At 60.8% G+C, this 22,246-nt stretch carries 19 protein-coding genes; 5 read left to right on the top strand and 14 right to left on the bottom strand.

Annotation, left to right across the window (positions count from 1 at the left end; translation table 11 throughout):
- The first annotated feature begins 119 nt into the window (after positions 1-119).
- Positions 120-773: a helix-turn-helix transcriptional regulator gene (locus tag ACMUJL_RS15635; protein WP_375572972.1), complete on the top strand. Its 654-nt coding sequence runs from the start codon at positions 120-122 to the stop codon at positions 771-773.
- Positions 774-1,517: 744 nt separating this feature from the next.
- Here the strand turns inward: ACMUJL_RS15635 and ACMUJL_RS15640 are convergent.
- The 11 genes from ACMUJL_RS15640 to ACMUJL_RS15690 all read right to left on the bottom strand — a co-directional run bounded on the left by ACMUJL_RS15640 (position 1,518) and on the right by ACMUJL_RS15690 (position 13,901).
- Complete coding sequence (locus ACMUJL_RS15640; protein WP_375572970.1) at positions 1,518-2,699, bottom strand: tyrosine-type recombinase/integrase; 1,182 nt, start codon at positions 2,697-2,699, stop codon at positions 1,518-1,520.
- Between the two features lie 278 nt (positions 2,700-2,977).
- Positions 2,978-3,739, bottom strand: a complete 762-nt coding sequence (locus ACMUJL_RS15645; RefSeq protein ID WP_068290395.1) for an enoyl-CoA hydratase/isomerase family protein — start codon at positions 3,737-3,739, stop codon at positions 2,978-2,980.
- Positions 3,736-5,040, bottom strand: coding sequence for a phenylacetate--CoA ligase family protein (locus tag ACMUJL_RS15650; protein ID WP_375572968.1), 1,305 nt, complete (start codon positions 5,038-5,040; stop codon positions 3,736-3,738). The genes ACMUJL_RS15645 and ACMUJL_RS15650 overlap by 4 nt, the downstream gene beginning before the upstream one ends.
- Positions 5,037-5,705, bottom strand: coding sequence for a TetR/AcrR family transcriptional regulator (locus tag ACMUJL_RS15655; protein WP_375572966.1), 669 nt, complete (start codon positions 5,703-5,705; stop codon positions 5,037-5,039). Before ACMUJL_RS15655 ends, ACMUJL_RS15650 begins: the two co-directional genes overlap by 4 nt.
- 947 nt (positions 5,706-6,652) lie before the next feature.
- Positions 6,653-8,233: a fatty acyl-CoA synthetase gene (locus ACMUJL_RS15660; RefSeq protein ID WP_375572964.1), complete on the bottom strand. Its 1,581-nt coding sequence runs from the start codon at positions 8,231-8,233 to the stop codon at positions 6,653-6,655.
- A gap of 31 nt (positions 8,234-8,264) precedes the next feature.
- Entirely contained in the window at positions 8,265-9,572 is a 1,308-nt protein-coding gene (locus ACMUJL_RS15665; RefSeq protein ID WP_375572962.1) for a TRAP transporter large permease, read from the bottom strand.
- Positions 9,565-10,053, bottom strand: a complete 489-nt coding sequence (locus ACMUJL_RS15670) for a TRAP transporter small permease (RefSeq protein WP_375572960.1) — start codon at positions 10,051-10,053, stop codon at positions 9,565-9,567. Before ACMUJL_RS15670 ends, ACMUJL_RS15665 begins: the two co-directional genes overlap by 8 nt.
- A 129-nt stretch (positions 10,054-10,182) precedes the next feature.
- Positions 10,183-11,319 carry a C4-dicarboxylate TRAP transporter substrate-binding protein gene (locus ACMUJL_RS15675; protein ID WP_375572958.1) on the bottom strand — a complete coding sequence of 379 codons (1,137 nt, stop codon included), beginning with the start codon at positions 11,317-11,319 and terminating at the stop codon, positions 10,183-10,185.
- 122 nt (positions 11,320-11,441) lie between these two features.
- On the bottom strand, positions 11,442-12,218 hold the full coding sequence (locus ACMUJL_RS15680; protein WP_375572956.1) for an enoyl-CoA hydratase-related protein: 777 nt from the start codon (positions 12,216-12,218) through the stop codon (positions 11,442-11,444).
- Positions 12,215-13,117, bottom strand: a complete 903-nt coding sequence (locus ACMUJL_RS15685; protein WP_375572954.1) for a crotonase/enoyl-CoA hydratase family protein — start codon at positions 13,115-13,117, stop codon at positions 12,215-12,217. Before ACMUJL_RS15685 ends, ACMUJL_RS15680 begins: the two co-directional genes overlap by 4 nt.
- A 43-nt stretch (positions 13,118-13,160) precedes the next feature.
- Complete coding sequence (locus ACMUJL_RS15690) at positions 13,161-13,901, bottom strand: FadR/GntR family transcriptional regulator (RefSeq protein WP_068290380.1); 741 nt, start codon at positions 13,899-13,901, stop codon at positions 13,161-13,163.
- 446 nt (positions 13,902-14,347) lie between these two features.
- On the opposite strand from ACMUJL_RS15690, the gene ACMUJL_RS15695 reads away from it, so the two are divergent.
- From ACMUJL_RS15695 to ACMUJL_RS15705, 3 genes are read left to right on the top strand one after another with little or no spacing between them, the layout of a single operon-like run.
- Positions 14,348-15,355, top strand: coding sequence for a phosphotransferase family protein (locus ACMUJL_RS15695; protein ID WP_375572952.1), 1,008 nt, complete (start codon positions 14,348-14,350; stop codon positions 15,353-15,355).
- A gap of 11 nt (positions 15,356-15,366) precedes the next feature.
- Positions 15,367-16,626 (top strand): acyl-CoA dehydrogenase family protein, encoded by a 1,260-nt coding sequence (locus ACMUJL_RS15700; RefSeq protein ID WP_375572950.1) that lies wholly within the window; start codon positions 15,367-15,369, stop codon positions 16,624-16,626.
- A 33-nt stretch (positions 16,627-16,659) separates the two neighbouring features.
- Positions 16,660-18,228, top strand: coding sequence for a class I adenylate-forming enzyme family protein (locus ACMUJL_RS15705; protein ID WP_068290368.1), 1,569 nt, complete (start codon positions 16,660-16,662; stop codon positions 18,226-18,228).
- A gap of 45 nt (positions 18,229-18,273) precedes the next feature.
- On the opposite strand, the gene ACMUJL_RS15710 is transcribed toward ACMUJL_RS15705, so the two are convergent.
- The 3 genes from ACMUJL_RS15710 to ACMUJL_RS15720 form a co-directional block, all read right to left on the bottom strand.
- Positions 18,274-18,906, bottom strand: coding sequence for a hypothetical protein (locus ACMUJL_RS15710; protein ID WP_068290367.1), 633 nt, complete (start codon positions 18,904-18,906; stop codon positions 18,274-18,276).
- A gap of 117 nt (positions 18,907-19,023) precedes the next feature.
- Complete coding sequence (locus tag ACMUJL_RS15715) at positions 19,024-19,758, bottom strand: sulfite exporter TauE/SafE family protein (RefSeq protein ID WP_375572946.1); 735 nt, start codon at positions 19,756-19,758, stop codon at positions 19,024-19,026.
- Positions 19,759-19,810: 52 nt separating this feature from the next.
- Entirely contained in the window at positions 19,811-20,281 is a 471-nt protein-coding gene (locus tag ACMUJL_RS15720) for a DUF3237 domain-containing protein (protein ID WP_375572944.1), read from the bottom strand.
- Between the two features lie 117 nt (positions 20,282-20,398).
- Between ACMUJL_RS15720 and ACMUJL_RS15725 the strand changes: the two genes are divergently transcribed.
- Positions 20,399-22,159, top strand: coding sequence for an AMP-binding protein (locus ACMUJL_RS15725; RefSeq protein WP_068290362.1), 1,761 nt, complete (start codon positions 20,399-20,401; stop codon positions 22,157-22,159).
- Positions 22,160-22,246: the final 87 nt, after the last annotated feature.

Raw genomic sequence — 22,246 nt, forward strand, 5'->3', positions numbered from 1 at the left:
TGGGGATTTCAGGGGCTGGCTTGAGGCAATGTCTTTTCAAGAAACGAAACCCAAGCTGCTGAACTTTTGCGGGCTGTGACCTTTGTTGTAGGTGGGGAGGCAAAAATAAATGGGATCCAATGCAGGTTGATCAAGAGAAAAAGATCATCGAGATCGTAGGCAAGCAGATACTGATAACTGGGCTCCTCAAAGACTATCTCGAGATGCACACTTGCCATGATGTTAGGTTGGCAAACGAAGAGCTAGATGTTTTGAAAGATGATCTTGTTCGGAGAGCGCCAGATTTGGTAATATTTGATGCGGGGCTCATAAATCGGGGCACTCGTGAATGGTTTGATTGTGAAGCAAAGAAGTATCAAAATTCGCTTAGAATCCTTATGGGTCAGTCAGGTTTGAGCAGTTTTATTGTGGAGCTTTTTTCGGTTGGTGTGTCAGGTTATGTCCCTTATGACACGCCTCGAAACTCGCTAGTTGCAATCATCGAATTGGTGTTGGCTGGTGAGAAATTTTTTCCGCAAAATTCTGTTGAAAAAAAGTCTTACACTGGCGCGACGGATAATTTCATTTTTGACGGTATGACAAAGCACGAAATAACAACACTGAAATACCTGGCTGAAGGATTAAGCAACAAGGAGATTGCAAAGAGAATTGGAAAGAGCGAGGTTAGTGTAAAGTTATATACGACCTCAATCTTTCAAAAGATTGGTGCTAAGAACCGTACTCATGCAGTTGTTCTTGCGTTTCGTAATGGAATTGGGGTTGCTGAGCAGTGATTTAGTATGCGTTCGGCTTACACCACCAGTGCCTGGTGTGTAGCGTATCAAGAAAGGCTCGAAACGCGCTCTCACTGTAACATGATCGTCAGTTCATGTGGCGACGGATTGCCAGTAGAGCTATTTAGCCGCTTAACGCGTCCCCTTAATCTAGCCTATTGAGCCTGCCATGAAGTATGAAATATCGCAAGAACGGATGGCCTCTTTTGAGAGTTTTCTTGAGAAATGCCAGACTGGAGATGTTATTGTGTACCATGAAGGTGAGTCATGTGCTGGATCATATCGTGCTGCAGCTAGGATTGCCTCTGAGACTGGAAAAGTGATTTTGGTCCAAAAAAAGTTGGGGCCCTTCCGATTTCAATATATTGCTATTGTTCGTTAACCGGTAACTCCATTCACATTGATGGACTTCTTTTTGGTGTTCGGCGCATTTCTATCCATTGGTCGCTTTTAGCTGAGAGATTATAGCGTTTCAGGGCGAAGTCATCTTTGTGGGCTGGACTTGGCCGCCAGATCAACTCTTTCAATATGGCATGTTACTGAGCGGGGATCCTGTTTGCTGAATGGGAATTACGGTTTCGCACTTTCCGAATGATCCCTCAAGTCGCATTTTTTGAACTATGCCATTTATTGCTGTCTCCATTGTGCACAAAAAACCTGTCGGGAATGTAGTGTGAATAAAACTTGGTGAATTTCTTGTTCTTCAACCCCCTTTGAAAACGTCTTCCATTTTCCGCGACGTATTCACAGATTTCTTGAAGCGTCAATTGACAGCACGTGGTGCATCCAATCTTGCATGACCTTTCGTCTTTGTTCGAGAAGATCAGATCTTGCATATGTGCGTTCAACGATTCCACCGATCTTGTGACCAAGAACCATTTCTGCAACTTCATAACTGCAGGCTTCAGTTTCTTGAACCCATGTGCGGAAGGATGTTCGGAAGCCATGAGGTGTGCTGCCTGCCTTCATGCCACGCAGAGTTTTCTCTACTGCAGTATTTGAGATCGGGCTTTTTCCACGCTCACCAGGAAAAATCAGATCGAAGCCCAGCTCCTTGCGTTGAAGCGCCATGTCGATCAAGGGCCGAACCAGAGGAACACGGAAGTCCTCGACCTTGCCTTTCTGGCCTTTGACCCGATCGGCCGGCACGGTCCAAGTGGCAGTATCGAAGTCAATCTCGGAGACACGGGCACCTCTGGCTGACTCTATCCTGACGGCTGTGAGGATGATCCATCTGTTGCAGTCACCGCCAATTGTGCTGGGGAGACGGGCATACAAGGCGGGTAGTTCTTGCCAGTCTACGGAAGCCATATGTTGTACCTGATGATGGACAACACCTAGCATTTCTCGCGCGGACTCCACTATCTCTGGGTGTACGTGAAAGCCCATCCGCTTGGCGGAGCGCAGGATGATGTTGGTTCGCTGGATCACTTTTCTGGCGGTCGGAGGTTTCGATTTCCAGATAGGCCGGAGCGCATCTATCAGATCCCGCTGAGTGATCTGGGAGCCTGGCTTCTTGCCAATGGCGGGTATGATGTAGAGGTTGATAGGATTTATCCATTGCCCTCTGGTGCCTTCACCGCGCAGCGATGCTTTGCGAGCTTCAAAGACCATTTCTGCCAACTCCGAGAAAGTAGGATCTTCTCTCTGAGCTTCTTTTTTCTGCCTCTCTTTGTCAGCATTCCGGCTGCTGATAGGATCCTGACCCTTGGCCAGGAGAAATGCCCATTGATCTCTGAGCTTGCGTGCTTGGGCTAGAGATACAACAGGCCAGGTTCCCAAACCCATATCTTTGCGTTTTCCGAGGTGCGAATAGCGAAAAACCCACTTGCCTGTCTCACCTCTCTTGACGAGCATCAAGCCTCGGCCGTCTTGAAGCTTGCCATCTCCCGCTTTTTGAATGGTGGCGTTGAAGAGTTTGGCCATTTTTCTGGTCCCACATCTGGTCCCACATGTGCTGCTGGGATCCATTGGTGCATCATGCGACACTATGAGACGAAAAACTCTATCATTTGACTGAAAAATCAAGGAAAAAAAGGCGGCCTGAGACAATGTGAGAAGAATTGGGATTGACTCCCTACTCCTTCTGGGATCGCCAAGTTACACCGCGTTTGCGGTTGCTTCAGTTGGGGCGAACTGCTGCTAAGCGCGACGAAGCTGCCATTTGGCAATATCGCGGGATAGCAGCATCTTCCAAGCCAACCCTAGAAATCCTTCAGAAGGCGGGTCGTTTCCGGGTCGAGGAACCCTGCAACAGTCGCTTCGGTTTCCAAATGCAGTGCCTGATGCAGCCCACCGGCCATTGCCTGATTCAGAACACGTTTCATTGCCCGGGTGGAGAGGGTCGGCAAGGCGGCCAATTGCGTTGCAACCGCTTCGGCCTCGGCCAGCAGTTTTTCATCCGCCACCACCTTCCAGGCGACACCGATCTCTTGCAGTTCAGCGGCCGAGTATCGCTGTCCGAAGAAGAGCATTTCACGTGCTTTCAAAGGGCCGACAATACCGGGCAAGATCGAGGTCACGGCACCCGTCACGAACAGGTTGAGTGACACCTCGGGGAAAAAACCCTTGGCGCTTTCGGCCCAGATCGGAAAGTCGCAATTGATCGCCCATTCGAAACCGCCGCCGACGGCCCAGCCGTTGATCGCGCCGACGACAGGCTTTGCCCCCATGACGATTGCCACCGTCGCGCGCTGGATCGCGTCGACGAGGGCGCGGGCCTCTTCTTCGGTTTCAGGGTGCACATGCTCGTGCCGGTCATCCCCCGCGCAGAACGCGCGCCCTTCGCCGGTCAAGATGATGGCCCGGGTGCCGGGGTCACGATTGGCATCGTCGAATGCGACCGAGATTTCGTCGATCAGGCGACGGTTCATCGCGTTCATTGCATGCGGCCGGTTCAGGGAAATCGTCCTGACACCTTCTGCCGTCATCTCCGAGCGGATGGTTTCATAGGTAAAGCTTGTCATTCATAGCTCCTGATCACACGTTTCGTTTTGCCCTCGGTTCGCGGGAATGTTCCATGGGGGACGATTCTCACGCGGATCGTGGCGCCCAGCTTTTGTTTGAACCGCTCTTCCATGCGTCGGCTTAGCGTGCCGTCGTCCTGACCGTCTGCAGCCAACTCTGCCTGCACGGGCAGCACGTCATAAGGTGGTGGTGTGTCCAGGACGATCCGGTAATCGCCCGACATTTCGTCAAAGCTTGTCACAACGGCGGCCACCATGCTCGGAAACATGTTCAGCCCCCGCACGACCACCATGTCGTCCGACCGACCAATGACCCGGAACCGAAAGCCCGCACAGCCGCAGGCGCAGGTTTCCGTGTTCTCGATCCGGATGATGTCGCCCGTGCGAAACCGGACCAGCGGCTGGCATTCGCGCGTCAGGTGGGTCAGTACCAGCTCGCCTGCGTTCCCGGCCTCAACCTTCTTGGGTGTCCCGCTGTCGGGATCGATCAGTTCCACATGCAGCACATCATGGGCCACGAAATGCAGCGCCGTGTCGTGTGTGCATTCGGATGCGAAATTGCAGAAAACGTCGGAGACGCCGTAATTCGCGTTCCGCGGTTGCATTCCCCAAGTATCGCTCAGGCGTTTGCGGAATGCAGGGTCATCGATGCCGGGCTCGCCTCCGAACAGCCCCAGCTTAAGCCCAAGGTCGCGGGGGGTGAGATGGGGGAATTTCTCTGCGATGACCCGCTCCAAGACGGCCGGATAGGACGGTGTGCAGGAAATCGCGGCAATCCCGGTTTCCAGTATCGTGTTGATCAGCAATTCGGTCGAACCAACGCCGAAGGGCACGACGGTTGCGCCGGTGCGTTCCAGCGTCAGGTGATCGGTCAGTCCGCCCATCCACATTTGGTAATTCAAGCAGTGAACCACCATCGTGCCAGCTTTCAGCCCTGCAAGCGATTGCGCCCGACCACCGACGATTTCGGTGATTTCGCAATCCAGCGCGCTCATCGCAAGGTTCATCGCCTGACCCGTGGTTCCCGATGTCCGATGCAGCCGGCTGACCTTTTCAGGAGGTGCTGCCAGGTAGTCACCAAAAGGTGGCGAGGCAGGCTGCGACAGCCGCAGGCCCGCCTTGTCCGAAAACGGCAATTCGGCAATGTTCTCCAGCCGTGCGGGCGGTTTCTGCCCATCCCAGAGCTTTTGGTAAAAGCTCGAGTTCTCGGCGACGTAGGCGCTTTGCCGTTCCCAGGCCTGCTGCCGGTGCTCCGCGATCTTGTCCAAGGGCATCAGGTGCCCGTCCTGAAGCAAGCTCATTTCTTCATGCCTTTCATCCAGATGTCGGTAAGTGTGGCGATCACCGCTTCCGGATCCTGGGAAATCGAGGCAATCCACGGGTCCTCGGAAACAAAGAGGGCAGTCAGATACTGGTCGACCATGCCACCAAGCGCATAGGCCCGGCGCATCATTTCGTCTGCCTCGGAATGTCCGGCCTGGTTTTGTCTTTGAAGCGAGCGAACAACAGTGTTTGCCCACTCGTTGTTGAGATGCTGGAACGCCGCCCGCGCCTCGGGAAAGGCGTCGATGCCCATGACGAGGCATTTCATCAAACCAGCATTTGCCTTGAACAGCGCGTAATAGGCTGCCGTCGTATCACGGACGGGGTCCTTGCCTTGCCGCGCGGCAGACCGCATCCGGATTTGAACATAGTCGACAAAAAGGCCGAGCACCTCTGCCAGGATCGTGTTCAGATTATCAAAGTAGACGTAGAAAGTTCCATGGGCTACGCCTGCTGCCTTGCACAGACCCGAAACGGTGAGGCGATCAAATGGCTCTGAGGCAAGCAGCTCGGCGCAGGTCACCATCAAATCCTTGCGTGTGCGCTCTCCCTTGCGAAGGCTTTCCCGGTCGCTGGCAAGCCAATCGCAAAACTCATTCTGACTGCGCGCGTTTTCCGCAGGATGAATTGATAGACTGTTCATTCTTTCGCTTTTCTCCAGGCGAATACATGTCGCGCTGATCGCTTCTCAAAGGTTGGGCTGTCGCCGCCCGCCGAGAGCCTGGGCCGATTTTTGCCCAGACGTCTTCGGCTCTCTGCAACAGAAGCCAACGAACATCAGGCTGACATAAAAATGAAACTGATGTCAATTTTAATTACTGACCTGATCTCGACTGTTGCTGTCAGTCTAATTCCGACCTGTCTCTGTCAGGACAGCAGGCGACTGATCCTGGCTCTGAGCTGATATTGCGGAACACAGCAGCTTTGGGCTCGAATCCGACCTTGGCTGCACCGGCCACGAACCTCAGATTTCAATGGCCCCTGCAATTGCAAGCGCGTCATCGTGCTTCACGCCGAGATACCTGGCAGTGCTGTCCATTATCGTGCCATTCAATGAGGTGCACCTCAGGCAGGTCGAGATAGCGCATCTGGTCACCCCAGAACTCCTTGGTGGATTTTCTCATGGCTGGGCCTCTCGCTGGGGTCTCTTGCTCGATGTCCTTATTGCAGCTGTCCTGCTTTGCAGGCGCAAGCCATCGAACACGCAGCAGGTTGCACATGTGGTCAAGGCCTGCGCGAGACGGTTCAGCATTCCTTCCGCATACTTGCCGTTCACGCTTGAGTTCTATCGGGAAGACCCAGACCCAAGGAAATTCTTGACGGGTTTGCCTGCCAGATGTCTTGCGCCCGCCTGTCGCCAGATAAACCGCCCGCCAAGGGGCGGGCCTTTACTTTTTTGCTACTCATCCTGCACAGCCCAAGTTTCACAGGTTTAGGCGTCAGGCTCGCGCGTTTGTGGGTTTTGAGCTGGAAGAGGTTGTGCACATGTCTGATTCCAAAAGTTTCGTGCTGCCGGAAGGTACAGATTGCACAAGAGCGCACTCTTGCGCCTTATCTGCAATTCGCGCCGGTGACGCCTTGGGGCCATGGTCAGCCGTCGCCGAAACTGTCTGCATATTGCAGTCGCAGGTCACGCTTGAGGATCTTGCCGCTTGCGTTCTTGGGCAATCCATCCGCGATAACCACATGTTTGGGGGCCTTGAAACCGGCAAGCGTGTCGCGGCAATAGGACATGACGGCCTCTGAAGTCAGGGGCATACCCGCCTTGGGCACGACGACGGCCATGACCGCCTCGATCCATTTGGGATGGGGAACGCCGAAAACCGCGACCTCTGCCACCTCGGGATGGCGGAAGATCGCCTCCTCGACTTCGCGGCTGGCGACATTCTCGCCGCCTGTCTTGATCATATCCTTCTTGCGGTCCACCACGTAGAGATAGCCGTCTGCATCGAAGCGCCCCAGATCGCCGCTGTGGAACCACCCATTGCGGAACGCATCGGCCGTCTTGGCGGGGTCATTGTAATATTCGCTGATCAGATGCGGGCTGCGGTGGACGATCTCGCCCACTTCGCCGACAGGAACCGGGTTGTCATCGTCATCCACAACGCGGGTTTCGACATTCAGCGCGGGTTGGCCTGCCGATCCAAGTTTGCGCAACTGGTCCTGTGGCTTGAGGATGGTGGCCAGCGGCGCCATCTCGGTCTGGCCGTAGAAGTTGAACAGTCGCATGTCGGGCAGGCGGGTGGACAGTTCCTCGATGACCGCCGTAGGCATGATCGACGCGCCGTAATAGCCCGCCTTCAGGCTGCTCAGGTTGCGCTTGTCGAAATCGGGGTGGCGCAGCAGGGCGATCCAGATGGTGGGCGGGCAGAACAGCTTTGTCACGCCATGCGCCTCGACCGCAGCCAGCATTTCGGCGGGATCGGCCTTGTCATGCAGGATCGAGGTCACGCCAAGGTAAAGATCGGGACTGAGGAAGCAATCAAGCTGCGCGCAGTGAAACAGCGGCAGGCAGTGCAGGGACACGGCATCGGCGGTCATTTCGCCGTCCACGATGCAGCTGACATATTGCGCGTAAAGCGCAGCCGAGGACAGAAGCGCGCCTTTGGGGCGGGATTCCGTGCCGCTGGTATACATCATCTGGATCGGATCGTCGGCGGCGATGTCGTTCCACACTTCGGTGTCGTCAGCGTGGTCCAAAAGGGTGGTCACGGATTCCCAGCCCGATGGCAGCGGGCCGCCCGCGTGGGGAATGGCAAAGCGCGGCAGGGACGCGCCCATTTCGGTCAGCGCGGCATCGGCTGTGGCGCAAAGCGCGTCTTCCGCGATCAGCATGCGCGCCCCGGAATGGTCGAGGATATAGGCCACATCGGTGGCGTTCAGCATGAAGTTGACAGGCGTCGTGACCGCCCCCAGGCGCGCCAGCGCGAAGCGCAGTACCACGAAGGAGCGGTTGTTATGGGTGAAAAGTGCCACCCGGTCGCCCTTGGTGATCCCGCGCGCGGCCAGCGCATTCGCGGCGCGGTTCACGGCGCGGTCCAGCTGGGCAAAGCTGTCGCTGTGGTCGCGGAATACCAGCGCGGTCTTGTCCGGCATGCGCGCCGCCGACCGGCGCAGAAGATCGCCCAACTGTTGCCCGCGCGCGCGGCGGATGTGATCTGCGGTCTGCATCCCATTCGTTCCTTCTTGTTCGGTCTTGGACCTATCTGAGCATTTCCGGCAAAGTCAGCACAAGCGCGGGATAGGCGCACAGGATCGCGACAAGGATCAGGTCCATCACGATGAACCAGAAGACCCCGCGGAAAATCGCTGTCGTCTTGACCAGATCACCGACTACGCTTTTGATGACAAATACGTTCATGCCGATGGGGGGCGTGATCATGCCGATTTCCAGCAGTTTGGTCAGCACGATCCCGAACCACAGCAGGCTCCAGCCCGATGCATCGACGACCGGCAGGATGATCGGCAACGTCAGCAGCATGGCGCCGATGGGTTCCAGAAACATTCCCATCAGCAGATAGACCAGCACGATGCCCAGCATCAGCAGAACCGGGTCCGAGGCGATGCCGAGGATGCCCGAAGACAGGAAATCGCCCGCTCCGGACAGCGCCAGAAACCGCGTCAACAGGCTGGCGCCGATGGCGATGATCAAGAGCGCAGCGGTGGTCATCAAGGTCTCGCGTGCGGCTTGCAGGAAACGGTCCAGCGTCATCTCGCCCATGAAGATGGCGACAAGGCAGGCCATGAACGCACCAGTGGCGCCAGCCTCTGTCGGAGTGAAGACACCGCCGAAAAGCCCGCCGAAGATGCCAACCATGATCACCAGGATCGGCCAGGTGGAGCGCAGGGCGATGATTTTTTCGCGCATTGTCACGCTTTGGTCGCGTTCAGGGGCAAGGGCCGGGTTCAGCCAGACGCGGATCAGGACCACGATGATATAGCCCGCCGCTGTCATCAGACCTGCGATGATACCGCCCAGAAACAGCTGCGAGATCGAGATCTGCGCAATCACCCCGTAGATGATCAGGATGATCGAGGGCGGGATCAGTGCGCCGATGGTGCCTGCCACGGCAACGGTACCGGTGGCCAGTTCGGGGTGGTACTTGTGTTTCATCATCTCGGGGATCGCGATGCGCCCCATGGCCGCCGAACAGGCGATGGAGGAGCCGGACACGGCGGCAAAACCGGCCGAGCCAAAGATCGAGGCGATGGCCAGCCCGCCGGGCAGTGCCGCCAACCAGACCCTCGCGGCATTGAACAGGCCGCGTGTCAGCTGTGTGTGATAGCTGATGAACCCCATGAACAGGAACATCGGGATCGAGCTGAGAATCCAGCTTGAGGTGAACTGATAGGGCACGATGCTGATCGCGCCCCATGCGATGCGCGGCCCCATCAGCACCCAAAGGCCGGTGAAGGAGACACCGATCAACGCGATCCCGATGGGCACGCGGACGGCGATCAGCGCGATCAGCGCGGCAAGGCCGGAGAGGCCAATTCCAACATCACTCATTTATGAATTTCGCATCTGTGTCGGTTTCGTTCAGGCCATTGCGCCAGCCCGTCACCAAGGTGACGACCCGGTAGGCCGCGATCAGCACCATCAGGCCCGCGCCGATGGGCACCATCCAGTAGCTTTGCCAGACCTCGATCAAGCGCGAGCCCTGTTCCATCGAGGCGCCGCTGTTGGTCTTCTTCACCGCCTCGGAATAGCCGCCGATCATCAGCACGCTGATGACCCAGACGGTCAGCACGCCCGACAGGATCATGAAGGTCTTTTGCAGCCCCGCAGGCATCAGGTCGGTCAGGAATTCAACCGAGATATGGGCGCGCTTTTCCTCGGCCACGCCGATGGCGATGAAGACAAGGATGACCATGTAGTAATTGGCCACCGTCACGATGGTGCCGGGCACAGGCGCGTTGAAAAGATAGCGCCCCACCACATCCGCGGTGACATGCAGCATCATCAGCACGATGCAAAGCGCCCCGATCATGGATGCCGCCTTGGATAATAGTGCCAGAAACCTGCCGATTGCGTACATCAAAGACCCCCTCGCTGTCATTGGGGCCGGGCACCGGCGATCTGCACGGTGCCCGGCTGTCGCGCGTTGCGTCTTTGCGCGTTACTTGCCGTAGGTGGACGCGTCGATCTTCGAGAAGATCTCGTTCCAGTAGATCTCGGCAAGTTGCTCGGGGCTTGTCACGTCTTTCGTGAGGGCAGTCCATTTGCCCATCAGTTCGGTCAACGCTGCGGAGGCGTCGTTGCCGGTCGTGATGTTGAACCGCTCGTTGTAGATGCGGGCGACTTCGTCCTTGTCCTTCGCGATGAAGTCCTGGTTCAGCGCGATCAGCTCGGGCGAGGCGTCACCGTATTCGATGCCCAGACCGGGGGCGCGTTCACGGCCAGCGCGTGCTTCCTGGATATAGACCCAGGTCAAGTCGGCAGCCAGTTTGGCATGCGCCCGCAGCAGGCCGGTTTTCTGCTCATCCGACAGGCCGTTCCAGCTGTCCTTGTTCATGGTGAAGGGGGCGTTGAACTGTGCGCCCGGCAGGCCGACGTAGACGTATTTCACCACGTCGATAAAGCCGAAGTTCACGAAGTCGGCGGTGTTCGAGGCCGTGCAATCGACCACGCCCTGATTGAGACCTTCGAGGGTTTCGTTGATCGACATCGACACCGGCGTTGCGCCCACGGCTTCCGCCCAACGCGCCCAATAAGCGCCGGCCGTGCGGATACGCTTGCCCTGCAGATCGGCCACGGTGGCAATCGGGACAACGCATTGCAGCACATAGGTCGTGGTCGAGGCTGCACCCAGATAGACCTGGTTCTGCGCGTCGATTTCACCCATGCAGGCGGGGCAGCTCTGGAACACGTATTCCATGTTGGCCCCGGCAAAGGCGGTCGAGCTCAGCTCGCCTGCGAACTCCTCAAGCTCGGCCAGTTCCGAGAACTCTGCCAGCATGTTGAAATTCGCGAACTCGGCCGGGAAATAGGCCAGCAGGTTGGCGGTCATGTCGGCGATCCCGTCGCGCACGCCTGCGTTTGCTTCCGCAAAGCTGAGCAGAGAGAGCGGGAAGACCCGGACCGAAACCTCGCTGTTGGTCTGTTGGTTCACGGCAGCGGCGAAATCCTCAAGCACGGCGGTCGGCTTGGAATTCGGCGGCCAGCCGCCCGCGAAGGTCAGTTCTGCCGCATTGGCGGCGCTGGCCATGCTGAGCATGGTGGCGCCGGTCAGAAATGTCTTCAGTGATCTTTTCATGGTGTTTGTCCTCCCTGATTTACACCTTTGTTCTTTGTCTCACCCCGTTTGCAGCGGGATGCCTTCCTGCTTGCGGTTCACACGGCGCAGCGCGCGGCCGGGGCCATGTGTCGTCAACCGCCTCACGCCTGAAACCGCGCGGGACGTTTTTGCTTGAACGCGGCGAGGCCCTCGGCGAAATCGGGCGCCTCTCCCGCCTCTTTTTGCAGGCGGCGTTCCGTCGCGAGGGTCGCCGCGAAATCGGCATCCGCCGCCGCCCATGCCGCCTTGCGGATCAGCCTGTGGCTGTGGCTGGGGCCGGCGGCCAGTTTCCGGGCGATGCTCAAAGCGGTCTCCTCGACCGCGTCATCCTCGGTCAGCCGGGTGATCAGACCCCAGTCCAGCGCTTGCGGCGCGGGGATCTTCTCGGCCAGCAGCATCATTTCCATCGCGCGCACACGACCCACGGCGCGTGTCAGAAGCCATGTTGCCCCACCATCGGGGATCAGGCCGATCCGGGCAAATGCCTCGAGGAAATAGGCCGACCGCCCCGCCACGATGATGTCGCATGCCAGCGCGATCGAAGCGCCCACCCCTGCCGCGGCCCCGCTGACCGCCGAGATCAGCGGCACGGGCAGATCGCGGATCGCCAGCATCAGGGGGTTGTAATCCTCCTCCAGGGTCTGGCCCACGTCAAAGCCGGCGGGATCGTCGGGCATGGCCGCGTTCAGGTTCGCACCGGCGGAAAAGGCGCGGGGATGTCCGGCCAATACGATGGCGCGGGCATGGCCCGCCTCGGCCATCAGGGCCTTGCGCAGGGTATGGGCCATCGCAGGCGTCATGGCGTTCATCGCATCCGGATCATTGATCCGCAGGACACTGACGGCCCCATCGCGTTCGATCAGGATCGTGTCGGTCATGATGCGGTTCCTTCTTGCGTCGCCATGCTCCAGTCCGGCTCGTCCCACCACGGGAAAAACCCCGGCATCCGGTCCGAGATACGATCCGGAAAGGCAGGGGCGCGCTTGTCCAGAAAACTGGCCACCCCTTCGGCGGCATCGCCCGACACGCTGCGCGCCGCGATGGCGCGACTGTCGATCTGATGCGCGCGCATCGGGTGATCGGCCCCGGCCATGCGCCACATCATCTGACGCGTCAGCGCGATCGAGACGGGGGCGGTGTTGTCGGCAATCTCGCGCGCGATGGCATGGGCGGCATCCAGCAGGTCGCCCGGCGCATGGATGGACCGGATCAGCCCGCCCGCCAGCGCTTCATCGGCGCCAAAGACGCGCCCGGAATAGCACCATTCCAGCGCCTGCGACATCCCGACAAGGCGCGGCAGGAACCAGCTTGAGGCCGCTTCGGGCACGATCCCGCGCCGGGCGAAGACAAAGCCGAATTTCGCGCTGTCCGCCGCGATGCGGATATCCATCGGTAATTGCATCGTGGTGCCGATCCCGACAGATGGCCCGTTGACCGCGGCGATCACGGGCTTGAGGCAATTGAACAGGCGCAGGGCAAGGATACCGCCCATGTCACGGTTTTCAGGATTGTTCCAGGTTGCGGCATCGGTGGTCATCGGGTCCAGTTTTGCCGCGGTGAAGGCGTCATCCTCTGACAGGTCGACCCCTGCACAAAAGCCGCGCCCGGCCCCCGTCACAATGATCGCACGCACGTCATCATCGGCATCGGCCATGTCCAGTGCGGCCAGCATTTCGTCCATCATCAGGCGGTTGAACGCGTTCAGGCGATCAGGACGGTTCAACGTCAGGGTCATGACGCTGTCCTTGATATCCGTCGTGATCGTCTGGAAGGGCATCGATGTGATCCTGTCGTGGCGGTGTCTTCGCGGGCAGAGCCTGTCAGGTGACGGCGCGGGGGCTGAGGGCGATGGAATCCTCGAGGCCGGCCAGTTGCGCGCCGCGCCAGAAATCCTCGATATGCATGCGCGCCCATTTTTCGGCACGTTCGCCATCGCCGTCGCGCAGCGCCGCGATGATGTTCGAATGCGCTTCGATCTGGCGTTTGTAGAATTGCGGCGCGAAGGGCGCGATCTTGGCGAAGCCGCGAAACAGCAGCAGCGCAATCGGTTCGCGTGCCAGCCCCAGCACACGGTTCTTGCCCATCTCGGCGATGCGGGTGTGAAACTGCTCGTCCAGTTCGATGGTGCGCGCCATCTGCCCTTCTGCGGCCAGAAGATCGGCATGCAGTTGCTGCAGCTGTTCGATCTCGTCGGCTGTGGCGTTCAGGGCTGCCAACTTTGAAGCAAGCGGTTCGGTGACCATCGTCACCTGCCACAGTTCGCGAAAGGTGACCTGCATCAGCGCCATGGCGCGCCCGGCACGGGTGGTCAGCTGATCCGCCTGCGGCACCGTCACCTCAAGCCGGCGCGGCGAGGGGCGATGCACCAGGCCGTCGGCCTCGAGTTGTCGCAAGCCTTCGCGCACGGTCGAGCGGGTGACCCCGAACATCGTGCCCAGCTCTGCCTCGCCGGGCAACTGATCGCCGGGTTTCAGATCGCCACGCAGGATCTGCGCCTGAATTTCCTCGGCGATCTGATGATAGGCGTAGTGATGCTGGATCGGCTTGGCGGTCAGGCTCATCGCGTTGCACCACTGCACAGGCCTGTAGGGCGGGGCAGGCCTGATTGCATGATGATGGCGATGCAAATGATCATGTTTGGCCCTTAGCGTCTGACACAAATGCAGGATGGTCGCGATTCTGCCATTCTGTCAACATTGTTGTAAGGGCACGAAGCGGGCTGAGTGCGCGCATGGTCCGGCAAGGCGTTGCATCACTTCGGAATGCCGCCGCCTTTATATTCATACAATAAAATATGGGGTAATCGCAGTTTTGCGCGGCGCCGCCCGCAGAAGGTGATCATGGCATCCTTGCGGCCGTCGCGGGCCGTTGCATGAATTTGGATTGACCGGCGCAGTGCCGCTGATTATGCCTTATTGTCGGACACTAAATGGAGAGAGGGCGGGCCGCCCGTGCCGATGATCTGTCACCCGCATCGATCGATCCCGCAACTGGCCGCAGGTGCTGCATGACCATCGCGCCCGATTTCGACCCCGTGCGACTGGAGCGTTTTCTGGGCGGCCGTGTGCATCTGGAGGCCGTGAACGGTGGCCAGTCCAATCCCACGTGGTTCTTGACCTGCAAAGGGCAGGCCCTTGTGCTGCGCAAGAAACCGGCCGGTGCCACGCTGGACAGTGCCCATGCGGTGGACCGCGAATTCCGCATCCTGTCCGCGTTGCAAGGCAGCGGCGTGCCCGTGCCGCGCGTGGTGCGGATGGTCGATGATCCGGCGGTGATCGGGACGCCCTTCTACCTGATGGAACGGCTGATCGGTCATGTCTCGGACGGCACTGATCTGCCGGGCCTTGCCGCGCAGGATCGGGGCGCGATTCACCTTGATGCGGCCCGTGTGCTGGCGCGGCTGCATGCATTGGACTGGCGCGCGCTGGGGCTTGGCGATTACGGCCGCGACGGCGACTACTACGCGCGGCAGGTCCGGCGCTGGTGCAGGCAGTGGGCCGATCTGGACGCGCGGCGTGATCCGGTGATGGACGGGCTGGCGGCGTTTTTTACGGCCAATATCCCGCCGCAGAACCCGACGGCGATCGTGCATGGCGACTACAGGATCGGCAACCTGATGTATGCAACCAATCCCGCGCATGTTCTGGGCGTGCTGGATTGGGAACTGTCCACGCTGGGTGATCCGCTGGCCGATCTGGCGCATTGGGCGATGTTCTACGACCTGACGCCCGCACAGATGGGCGGGCTGGCAGGGCTGGACAAGACCGCGCTTGGCCTGCCGGACCGCACCGCCTTTCTGCACACCTACGTGGAGGCGGGCGGCTGTGCCGCGCCGCTGACGCCCTGGCACCGCGCCTTTGCGATGTTTCGCATGGCGGTCATTCTCGAAGGGATCACCGCCCGCGCGCTTGCCGGGCAAGCCACCAGCGCGAATGCCCGCGCCGTGGGGGCGCTCGCCCCCGATTTCGCAGGTCTGGCCGAGGGGTTGCTTGCCTCGGACCGCCCTCACCTCTGAAGGAGCCGAACATGGATTTCGCCTATTCCGACAAGACCCTCGCGTTGCTGGGCAAGCTTGAGGCCTTCATGGTCGATCACGTGCTGCCAGCCAACCGCCGCTTTCACGAGATCGCCCATACAGGCGCCTACCCGACCGAGGTGATCGAACCACTCAAGGCCAGGGCATTCGAGGCGGGGTTGTGGAACATGTTTTCGCCCGAGCTTGAGGAACATCACCCCGGCACACGGCTGACCAACCTGGAATATGCACCCCTGGCCGAGGCGATGGGCCGCGTGCCGTGGAGCCCGGAAGTATTCAACTGCAATGCGCCGGACACCGGCAACATGGAAATCCTGATGCAGTTCGGCACGGCTGCGCAGAAGGAACGCTGGCTTGATCCGTTGCTGCGTGGCGAGATACGCTCGGTCGTGGGGCTGACGGAACCCGATGCCGCGTCATCGGACCTGACGAACCTTGCCACCACGATCCGGCGCGAGGGGGATGAATATGTCATCAACGGGCGCAAGTGGTTTTCCACCGGGGCCAAGCACCCGAACGCCAAGCTCTGCATCGTGTTCGGCGTGTCCGATCCCTCGCCCGACGCGGACAAGCATCGCAAGCATTCCTTCATCCTCGTGCCGATGGATACGCCCGGCTTCCAGGTGGTGCGCGATGTGCCGATCATGCATCATCATGCGCCCGAGGGGCATTGCGAAATCCTGATGCGCGACGTGCGCGTGCCGGTCAATGCCATGCTGGGGAACGAGGGTGACGGCTTCATGCTGGCGCAGGCGCGGCTGGGGCCGGGGCGCATCCATCATTGCATGCGCACCATCGGCCAATGCGAACTGGCGCTGGAGTTGATGTGCGAACGCGGGCTGGAACGGCGCACTTTCGGCAAGGCACTGGCGGACAACGCGAATATCCAGGACTGGATCGCACAGTCGCGGATCGAGATCGATGCGGCGCGCCTGCTGATGCTGCAAACGGCGTGGAAGATGGACCGCGACGGCGCGCGCGCGGCGCGTGTCGATGTCTCGGCGATCAAGCTGATGGCGGCGCGGCTGCAGACACAGGTGGTCGACCGGGCCATCCAGGTCTTTGGCGCGGCCGGAATCACGCCGGATACGCCGCTCAGTTATCTCTGGACATGGGGGCGCGCGATGCGTTTTCTGGACGGACCGGACGAAGTGCATCTGAAGGTCATCGCGCGCGAGGAATTGAAGCGGGCCAAGGCCGCGATGGGACGCAACATCGCGCATTTCGTGCCGCCACACCGCGCGGATTGATCTGCGCAACACCACATGAAAGACCACGGACCGATGACTTTCACGCCGCCGCTTCGCAAGGAACGCCATTTCGATCAGCGGGTGGTGGACTGCTATCCGGATCGCCCTGCGAACCTTGACGCCATGCTGGCCGAGGCCGTGGCCCGTCACCCCGACACGATCGCGCTGATCGATGGTGCCCTGCGCCTGACATATGCCGATCTGAACGCCGAAGTGGGGCGCGTCGCCGGCGGTCTGGCGGCGCGGAACGTGGGGGCAGGGGACCGTGTTGCCGTCATCCTTGGCAATGGCGCGCCCTTCGTGATCCTGTGTTTCGCCGTGGCGCGACTGGGCGCGATCTTTGTTCCGATGAGTATCCGGGACCAGATGCCCGGCATCCGTCATGCCCTGACGCAATCGGAATCCTGCGTCCTGGTGGTCGAGGCGGATCTGGCCGGGATCGTGCCCCCGCCTGACGAGACACCACATCTGCGCGCGCGCTTTGCCATCGGTGCCGCGGAAGGCTTTGACGATTATGCTCGCCTGCGGGGTGCCGCCCCCCATGACGCGCCGTCCCCCGCGGATGAAGAAGATGTGGCGACGATCCTTTATACCTCGGGCACCACGGGGGTGCCCAAGGGTGCGATGCTGACGGGTTTGGGAATCATCCATTCCGCCACGAGTTTCGTGACCGTCATGGGGCTTGGTCCGCGGGACAGCACCATCGTCACCGTGCCGATGAACCATGTAACCGGGCTTGTCGCCTGCATCCATACGATGGTGCGCGCGGCGGGCACGATGATCGCCCAGCGGGCGTTCAAGGCACCGCAGTTTCTGGCGCTTGCCGCGCAGGAGGGGATGACATTCTCGGTCATGGTGCCTGCCATGTATAACCTGTGCCTGCATCAGGCCGATCTGTCCGACTATGACCTGTCCCGCTGGCGGATCGGTGGCTATGGCGGTGCGCCGATGCCTGCCGCCACGATCGAGCGTCTGGCGGCGGCCTTGCCGGGGTTGGGCCTGATGAATGTCTATGGGGCCACGGAACTGACATCGCCCGCGACGATCATGCCTGCCGATCAGACGGCCGCGCGGCGTTTGTCGGTGGGATTGCCCGCGCCGGGTGTCGAAATCTGCGTCATGGACGATTCAGGCCGCGAGGTTCCCCGCGGCGAGGCGGGCGAGCTGTGGATCAGGGGGGCAATGGTCGTGCCGGGTTACTGGCGCAACCCCGAGGCGGACGCCCGCGAATTCGTGGCCGGTTTCTGGAAATCGGGTGATATCGGCAGTGTGGATGCCGAGGGCTTCGTGCATGTTTTCGACCGCAAGAAAGAGATGATCAATCGCGGTGGGCACAAGATCTACACCGCCATGGTCGAAAGCGTGCTGACGGCATGGCCCGGCGTGGTCGAGGCGGCAGTGGTCCCGCGACCCTGTCCCATCCTTGGCGAAAGGGTCCACGCGGTCGTCACGATCAAGCCCGGCATGGTGGCCGAAGACGATCTGCGTCGCCATTGCGCGGGGCAGTTGTCCGACTACCAATGCCCCGAAACCTACCTGCTGACCGAAGACCCGCTGCCGCGCAACGCCAATGGCAAGATCATGAAGCGCAGCATCGCCTGATCTGGGGCGCAGCCGGTGGGACTTGCAGGGTCGCCGCCTGCCATGTCAGCCTGCGTCACTGCACAGGTATACGGCGCCGCCGATGACCACGACGCTGGCCGCAGCCCCGGCCAGAACCGCAGGCGTGCCAAGCGCGGTGCCGATGGCGGTGCCCGCCGAGGACAGCAGGCTCGACAGGCTGGCGGTATTGCCCGACAGGACCATCGCGCCAGAGCTGTGTGTCACCGCCGATACGGTGGATGACAGCCGGTCCGACAAGCTGCCTTGCTCTGCCTGCTCGCCAATGCCGACCAACGCCAAGGCTTCCTGTTTTGTCGTATTGACCAGGCTGCAGGTGCGCGAGGGTTCGGCGCAGCGGCCAAAGGCGTCACGTCGGCCCTGCGCGGGCTGCGAATGGCTTTGGGTGTCGGGATCGTAGTTGGCGCAGAAGACCAGGCGTTCCTCGGCGGTCAGATCCGGCATCAGATAGGTGATCACCACGGCGCCGGGGCAGGTGTTGCGGCGGCTGAAAAAACGCTCTCGGAACGAGGAATAGGTGGGTTCTTCATCGTCGTAGAAAATCGTGACGCTCTGGCCGTCGATCTTGGTCGTGCATTGCGTGGGGGCCGCCATGGCCGGGGCGCCGCACAGCCAGGCAATGGCCATGGTCATACCCGCGATGATCGCACGAAAGCGCATGATCGTCCTGTCCTCTGATGCCTGCCTGTCGGGCCGGGTTTGCCCCGTCACCTTGTCTTGCGCTGCTAGATGGCAAGGCCCCGCGCCGCTTTCAAGCCTGCGTGCCGCGTGCCGGCATCAAACCGCCAGCGCCTGCCAGACCAGGCGCAGCGACAGGATCACCAGAAGGCCCAGGATCACCCGGTCGAAGGTGCTGGCCGAAAGGCGTTTGCCCAGCCAGGCCCCCAGCGGCATGGTGGCGACCAGCGGGATCAGGGCCAGCCAACTGATGATGAACCGCTCACCGGTCAGAATGCCCAACCCGGCCAGAAGCGGGATCTGCACCAGCGCCATGGCCAGGAAAAACACCGAGATGGTGAAGATGAATTGCGGCCGCTGCAGTTTCAGCGCGTTCAGAAAGCTCAGCGATATCGGAGCGGACAGTCCCGCCGCCCCCTGCAGGATGCCGCCCAGGATACCCGCTGGCGCGGCCAGTGCCTCGGCCCGCGACAGGCTCAGTGTCCAGCCGGGGCGGAACGTGCGAAAGCCGACATAGGCCAGAACGGACAGGGCCACCGCCAGGTTCAGCGCCTCCGAGGGCAGCCAGGCCAGCATGAAGCTGCCGATTCCGGCGCCCAGTGCGCCCGCCACCGCGAAATGCAGGGTCAGCGGGCTGGCAAGGGCGTGACGGCGAAAGCTCCAGCCCTGCCAGACATTGGTGACCAGATTGGGGATCGCAAAGACTGCCACGGCGAAGGGGGCACCGAAGAAGATCGTCATCACCGGCACCGCGATGATCGGTGCACCGGCGCCGGTGGCCCCTTTCAGGATGCCGCCAAGGCCAAAGGCAAGAAAGACGAGAATCAGGCTCATGATCGCGTGACTGTCGGGCAGGGGGGCGGCCGGGTCCAGCCCCGTCAGCTGATTATTCCAGCGCGAAAAGCGAGACGACGACCTGCCCGGATTTCCGGGCTCCGGTGCCGACGAACAGGGTGCGATTTACCCAGTCATAACGGGGATCCCCGCTTTCCAGCCGCGCATGCGTGCGCATGTAATAGCTTGCGGGATCTACCTCTTTGCCCCTGGCGATCGCGGCCAGCACATCGCCCGGACCATGGCGGTAGCCGTAGTTGCGGATCTCGATGATCGCGCCATCCCCGGTTTCGATCGCATAGCGCGTATCAAGTTCGGCCACGCCGTTCGACCAGATCGTCTGCCAGTCCGCGCCGAGGTTCAGGATGCGGCCATTTATGGCGGGGCCTGTCACGGTGCCGCCGACGATGGGGATGATCCGGCGTTGCCCGGCCTGGCCCGCGCCCATCTCGCGGATCGGATCAAGCGAGACGAAAAGATCGCAGACATGGCGCAGGTCAGGGGTGGACAGGGACTGTGGCATGCGGCTCTCCGTGGGGGATCGGGATTGAGTGAATGATCCTATAGCTATAAACCATAACTACCCATGCCAGAGCCTGTCCAGCGGATCGGTGCATCTGGCCCGAGGGGAGGGGGTATCATGTCGCAACCACGTTTCTGGACACCTGCATTTCACATCGACCGGCGCGCCGATGGCACGATCCTGATGCATCACGAGGGGCAGGCGCCGCGCCTGGCCGACACCATCGCGGCGCGGATCGGGCATTGGGCGCAGACCGCGCCGGATCGCGCGGCGCTGGCACAGCGCGGACCGGACGGCAGCTGGCAGAGCATCAGCTATGGCGTGCTCTGGCACCGGATGCGGCATCTGGGTGCGGGTTTGCTGGCGCTTGGCCTTGGCCAGGACCGGCCGGTGCTGATCCTGTCGGAAAACGGGTTGGACCATGCGGTTCTGGCCTTGGCTGGCCAATATGCCGGTGTGCCCACCGCGGCGCTGTCCACGGCCTTTTCGCTGCTGTCGGACAGCCATGACAAGCTGCGCGATGCGGTGGAACTGTTGACGCCGGGGTTGGTCTATGCGGCGGATGGCGCGCGCTATGGCCGCGCACTTGCAGCACTGCCCGGCGGGATGCGGATCGCCTGTTCCGTCAACCCGCCTGCCGGGGCGCTGGCATTTGACGATCTGCCCCTCGCCGATCCGGCCTTGGCGGATGCCGCCTTTGCCGGGCTCAAGGGCGACATGGTGGCGAAATACCTCTTTACCAGCGGATCCACCGGCAGCCCCAAGGCGGTGATCAACACCCATGACATGATCGCGCGCAACCAGGACATGGTCGCCGATTGCTTCCGCTTCCTGGCCGATCATCCGCCCGTCGTGATGGATTGGGCCCCCTGGAGCCATACGGCCAGCGGCAACAAGGTGTTTCACATGGTGCTCTGCCATGGCGGGACCTATCACATCGACGAGGGCAAGCCGACGCCGGCCCTGATCGGTCGCACGCTGGACAACCTGCGCGATGTGGCACCGACCTGGTATTTCAACGTGCCCGCCGGATACGAGATGCTGCTGGCCGCGTTTCGCGCGGATGCGGATCTGGCCGCGCGCTTTTTCAGCCGGCTGGACATGATGATGTATGCCGGTGCCGGGATGGCGCAGCATCTCTGGGATGGTCTGCGTGACATGGCCCGGCATGTCACGGGCCGCGAGGTTCTGCTGACCACGGCGCTGGGCGCCACGGAAACCGGGCCTTTCGCGCTGATGTGCACCCGCCAGCAGGCGGCGCCGGGCAATGTCGGCCTGCCGGCACGGGGCATCACGCTGAAACTGGTCCCGAACGAGGGCAAGCTCGAGGCGCGTCTGAAAAGCCCCTCGATCACGCCGGGGTACCTTGGGGATCCGGACAACAGCGCCAGGATGCTGGATGACGAAGGGTTCTATTGCCTGGGGGATGCCTTGCGCCCCGCCAATCCCGATGACCTGACGCAAGGGTTCTTCTTCGACGGGCGCATCGCCGAGAATTTCAAGCTGTCGACCGGCACATGGGTCGCCGTGGGTGCCTTGCGGGCGCGGCTGGTGGATCATTTCGGCGGGCTGATCCGCGATGCGGTGATCCTTGGTGAGGATCGCCCGGCACTGGCGGCGCTGCTGTTCGCAGCCGATGGGGTCATGGATCGGCCCGGCATCATGGCCCAGCTGGAGGCGCGGCATGCCTCCTTTCTTGGCCTTGCGACCGGCAGTTCCAACAGGATTGCGCGGATGCTGATCCTGCGGGATCCGCCCAGCCTGGACCGGGGCGAGGTGACGGACAAAGGATCGATCAACGCCCGCGCCGTGATCCGCCACAGACCGGATGCGGTGCATGGTGTGCTTGACGCCCCCGAGGGCATTGCCCGCGAATGACTTGGGCCTGAACCTTCGTCTTGCTCCGAATACGCCGTCCTGCGGCACGTCATGCAAAAAGGCCGCCGGATGATCCGACGGCCTTTC

The organism is Seohaeicola sp. (genome assembly GCF_048006315.1).
GTDB lineage: Bacteria > Pseudomonadota > Alphaproteobacteria > Rhodobacterales > Rhodobacteraceae > Seohaeicola.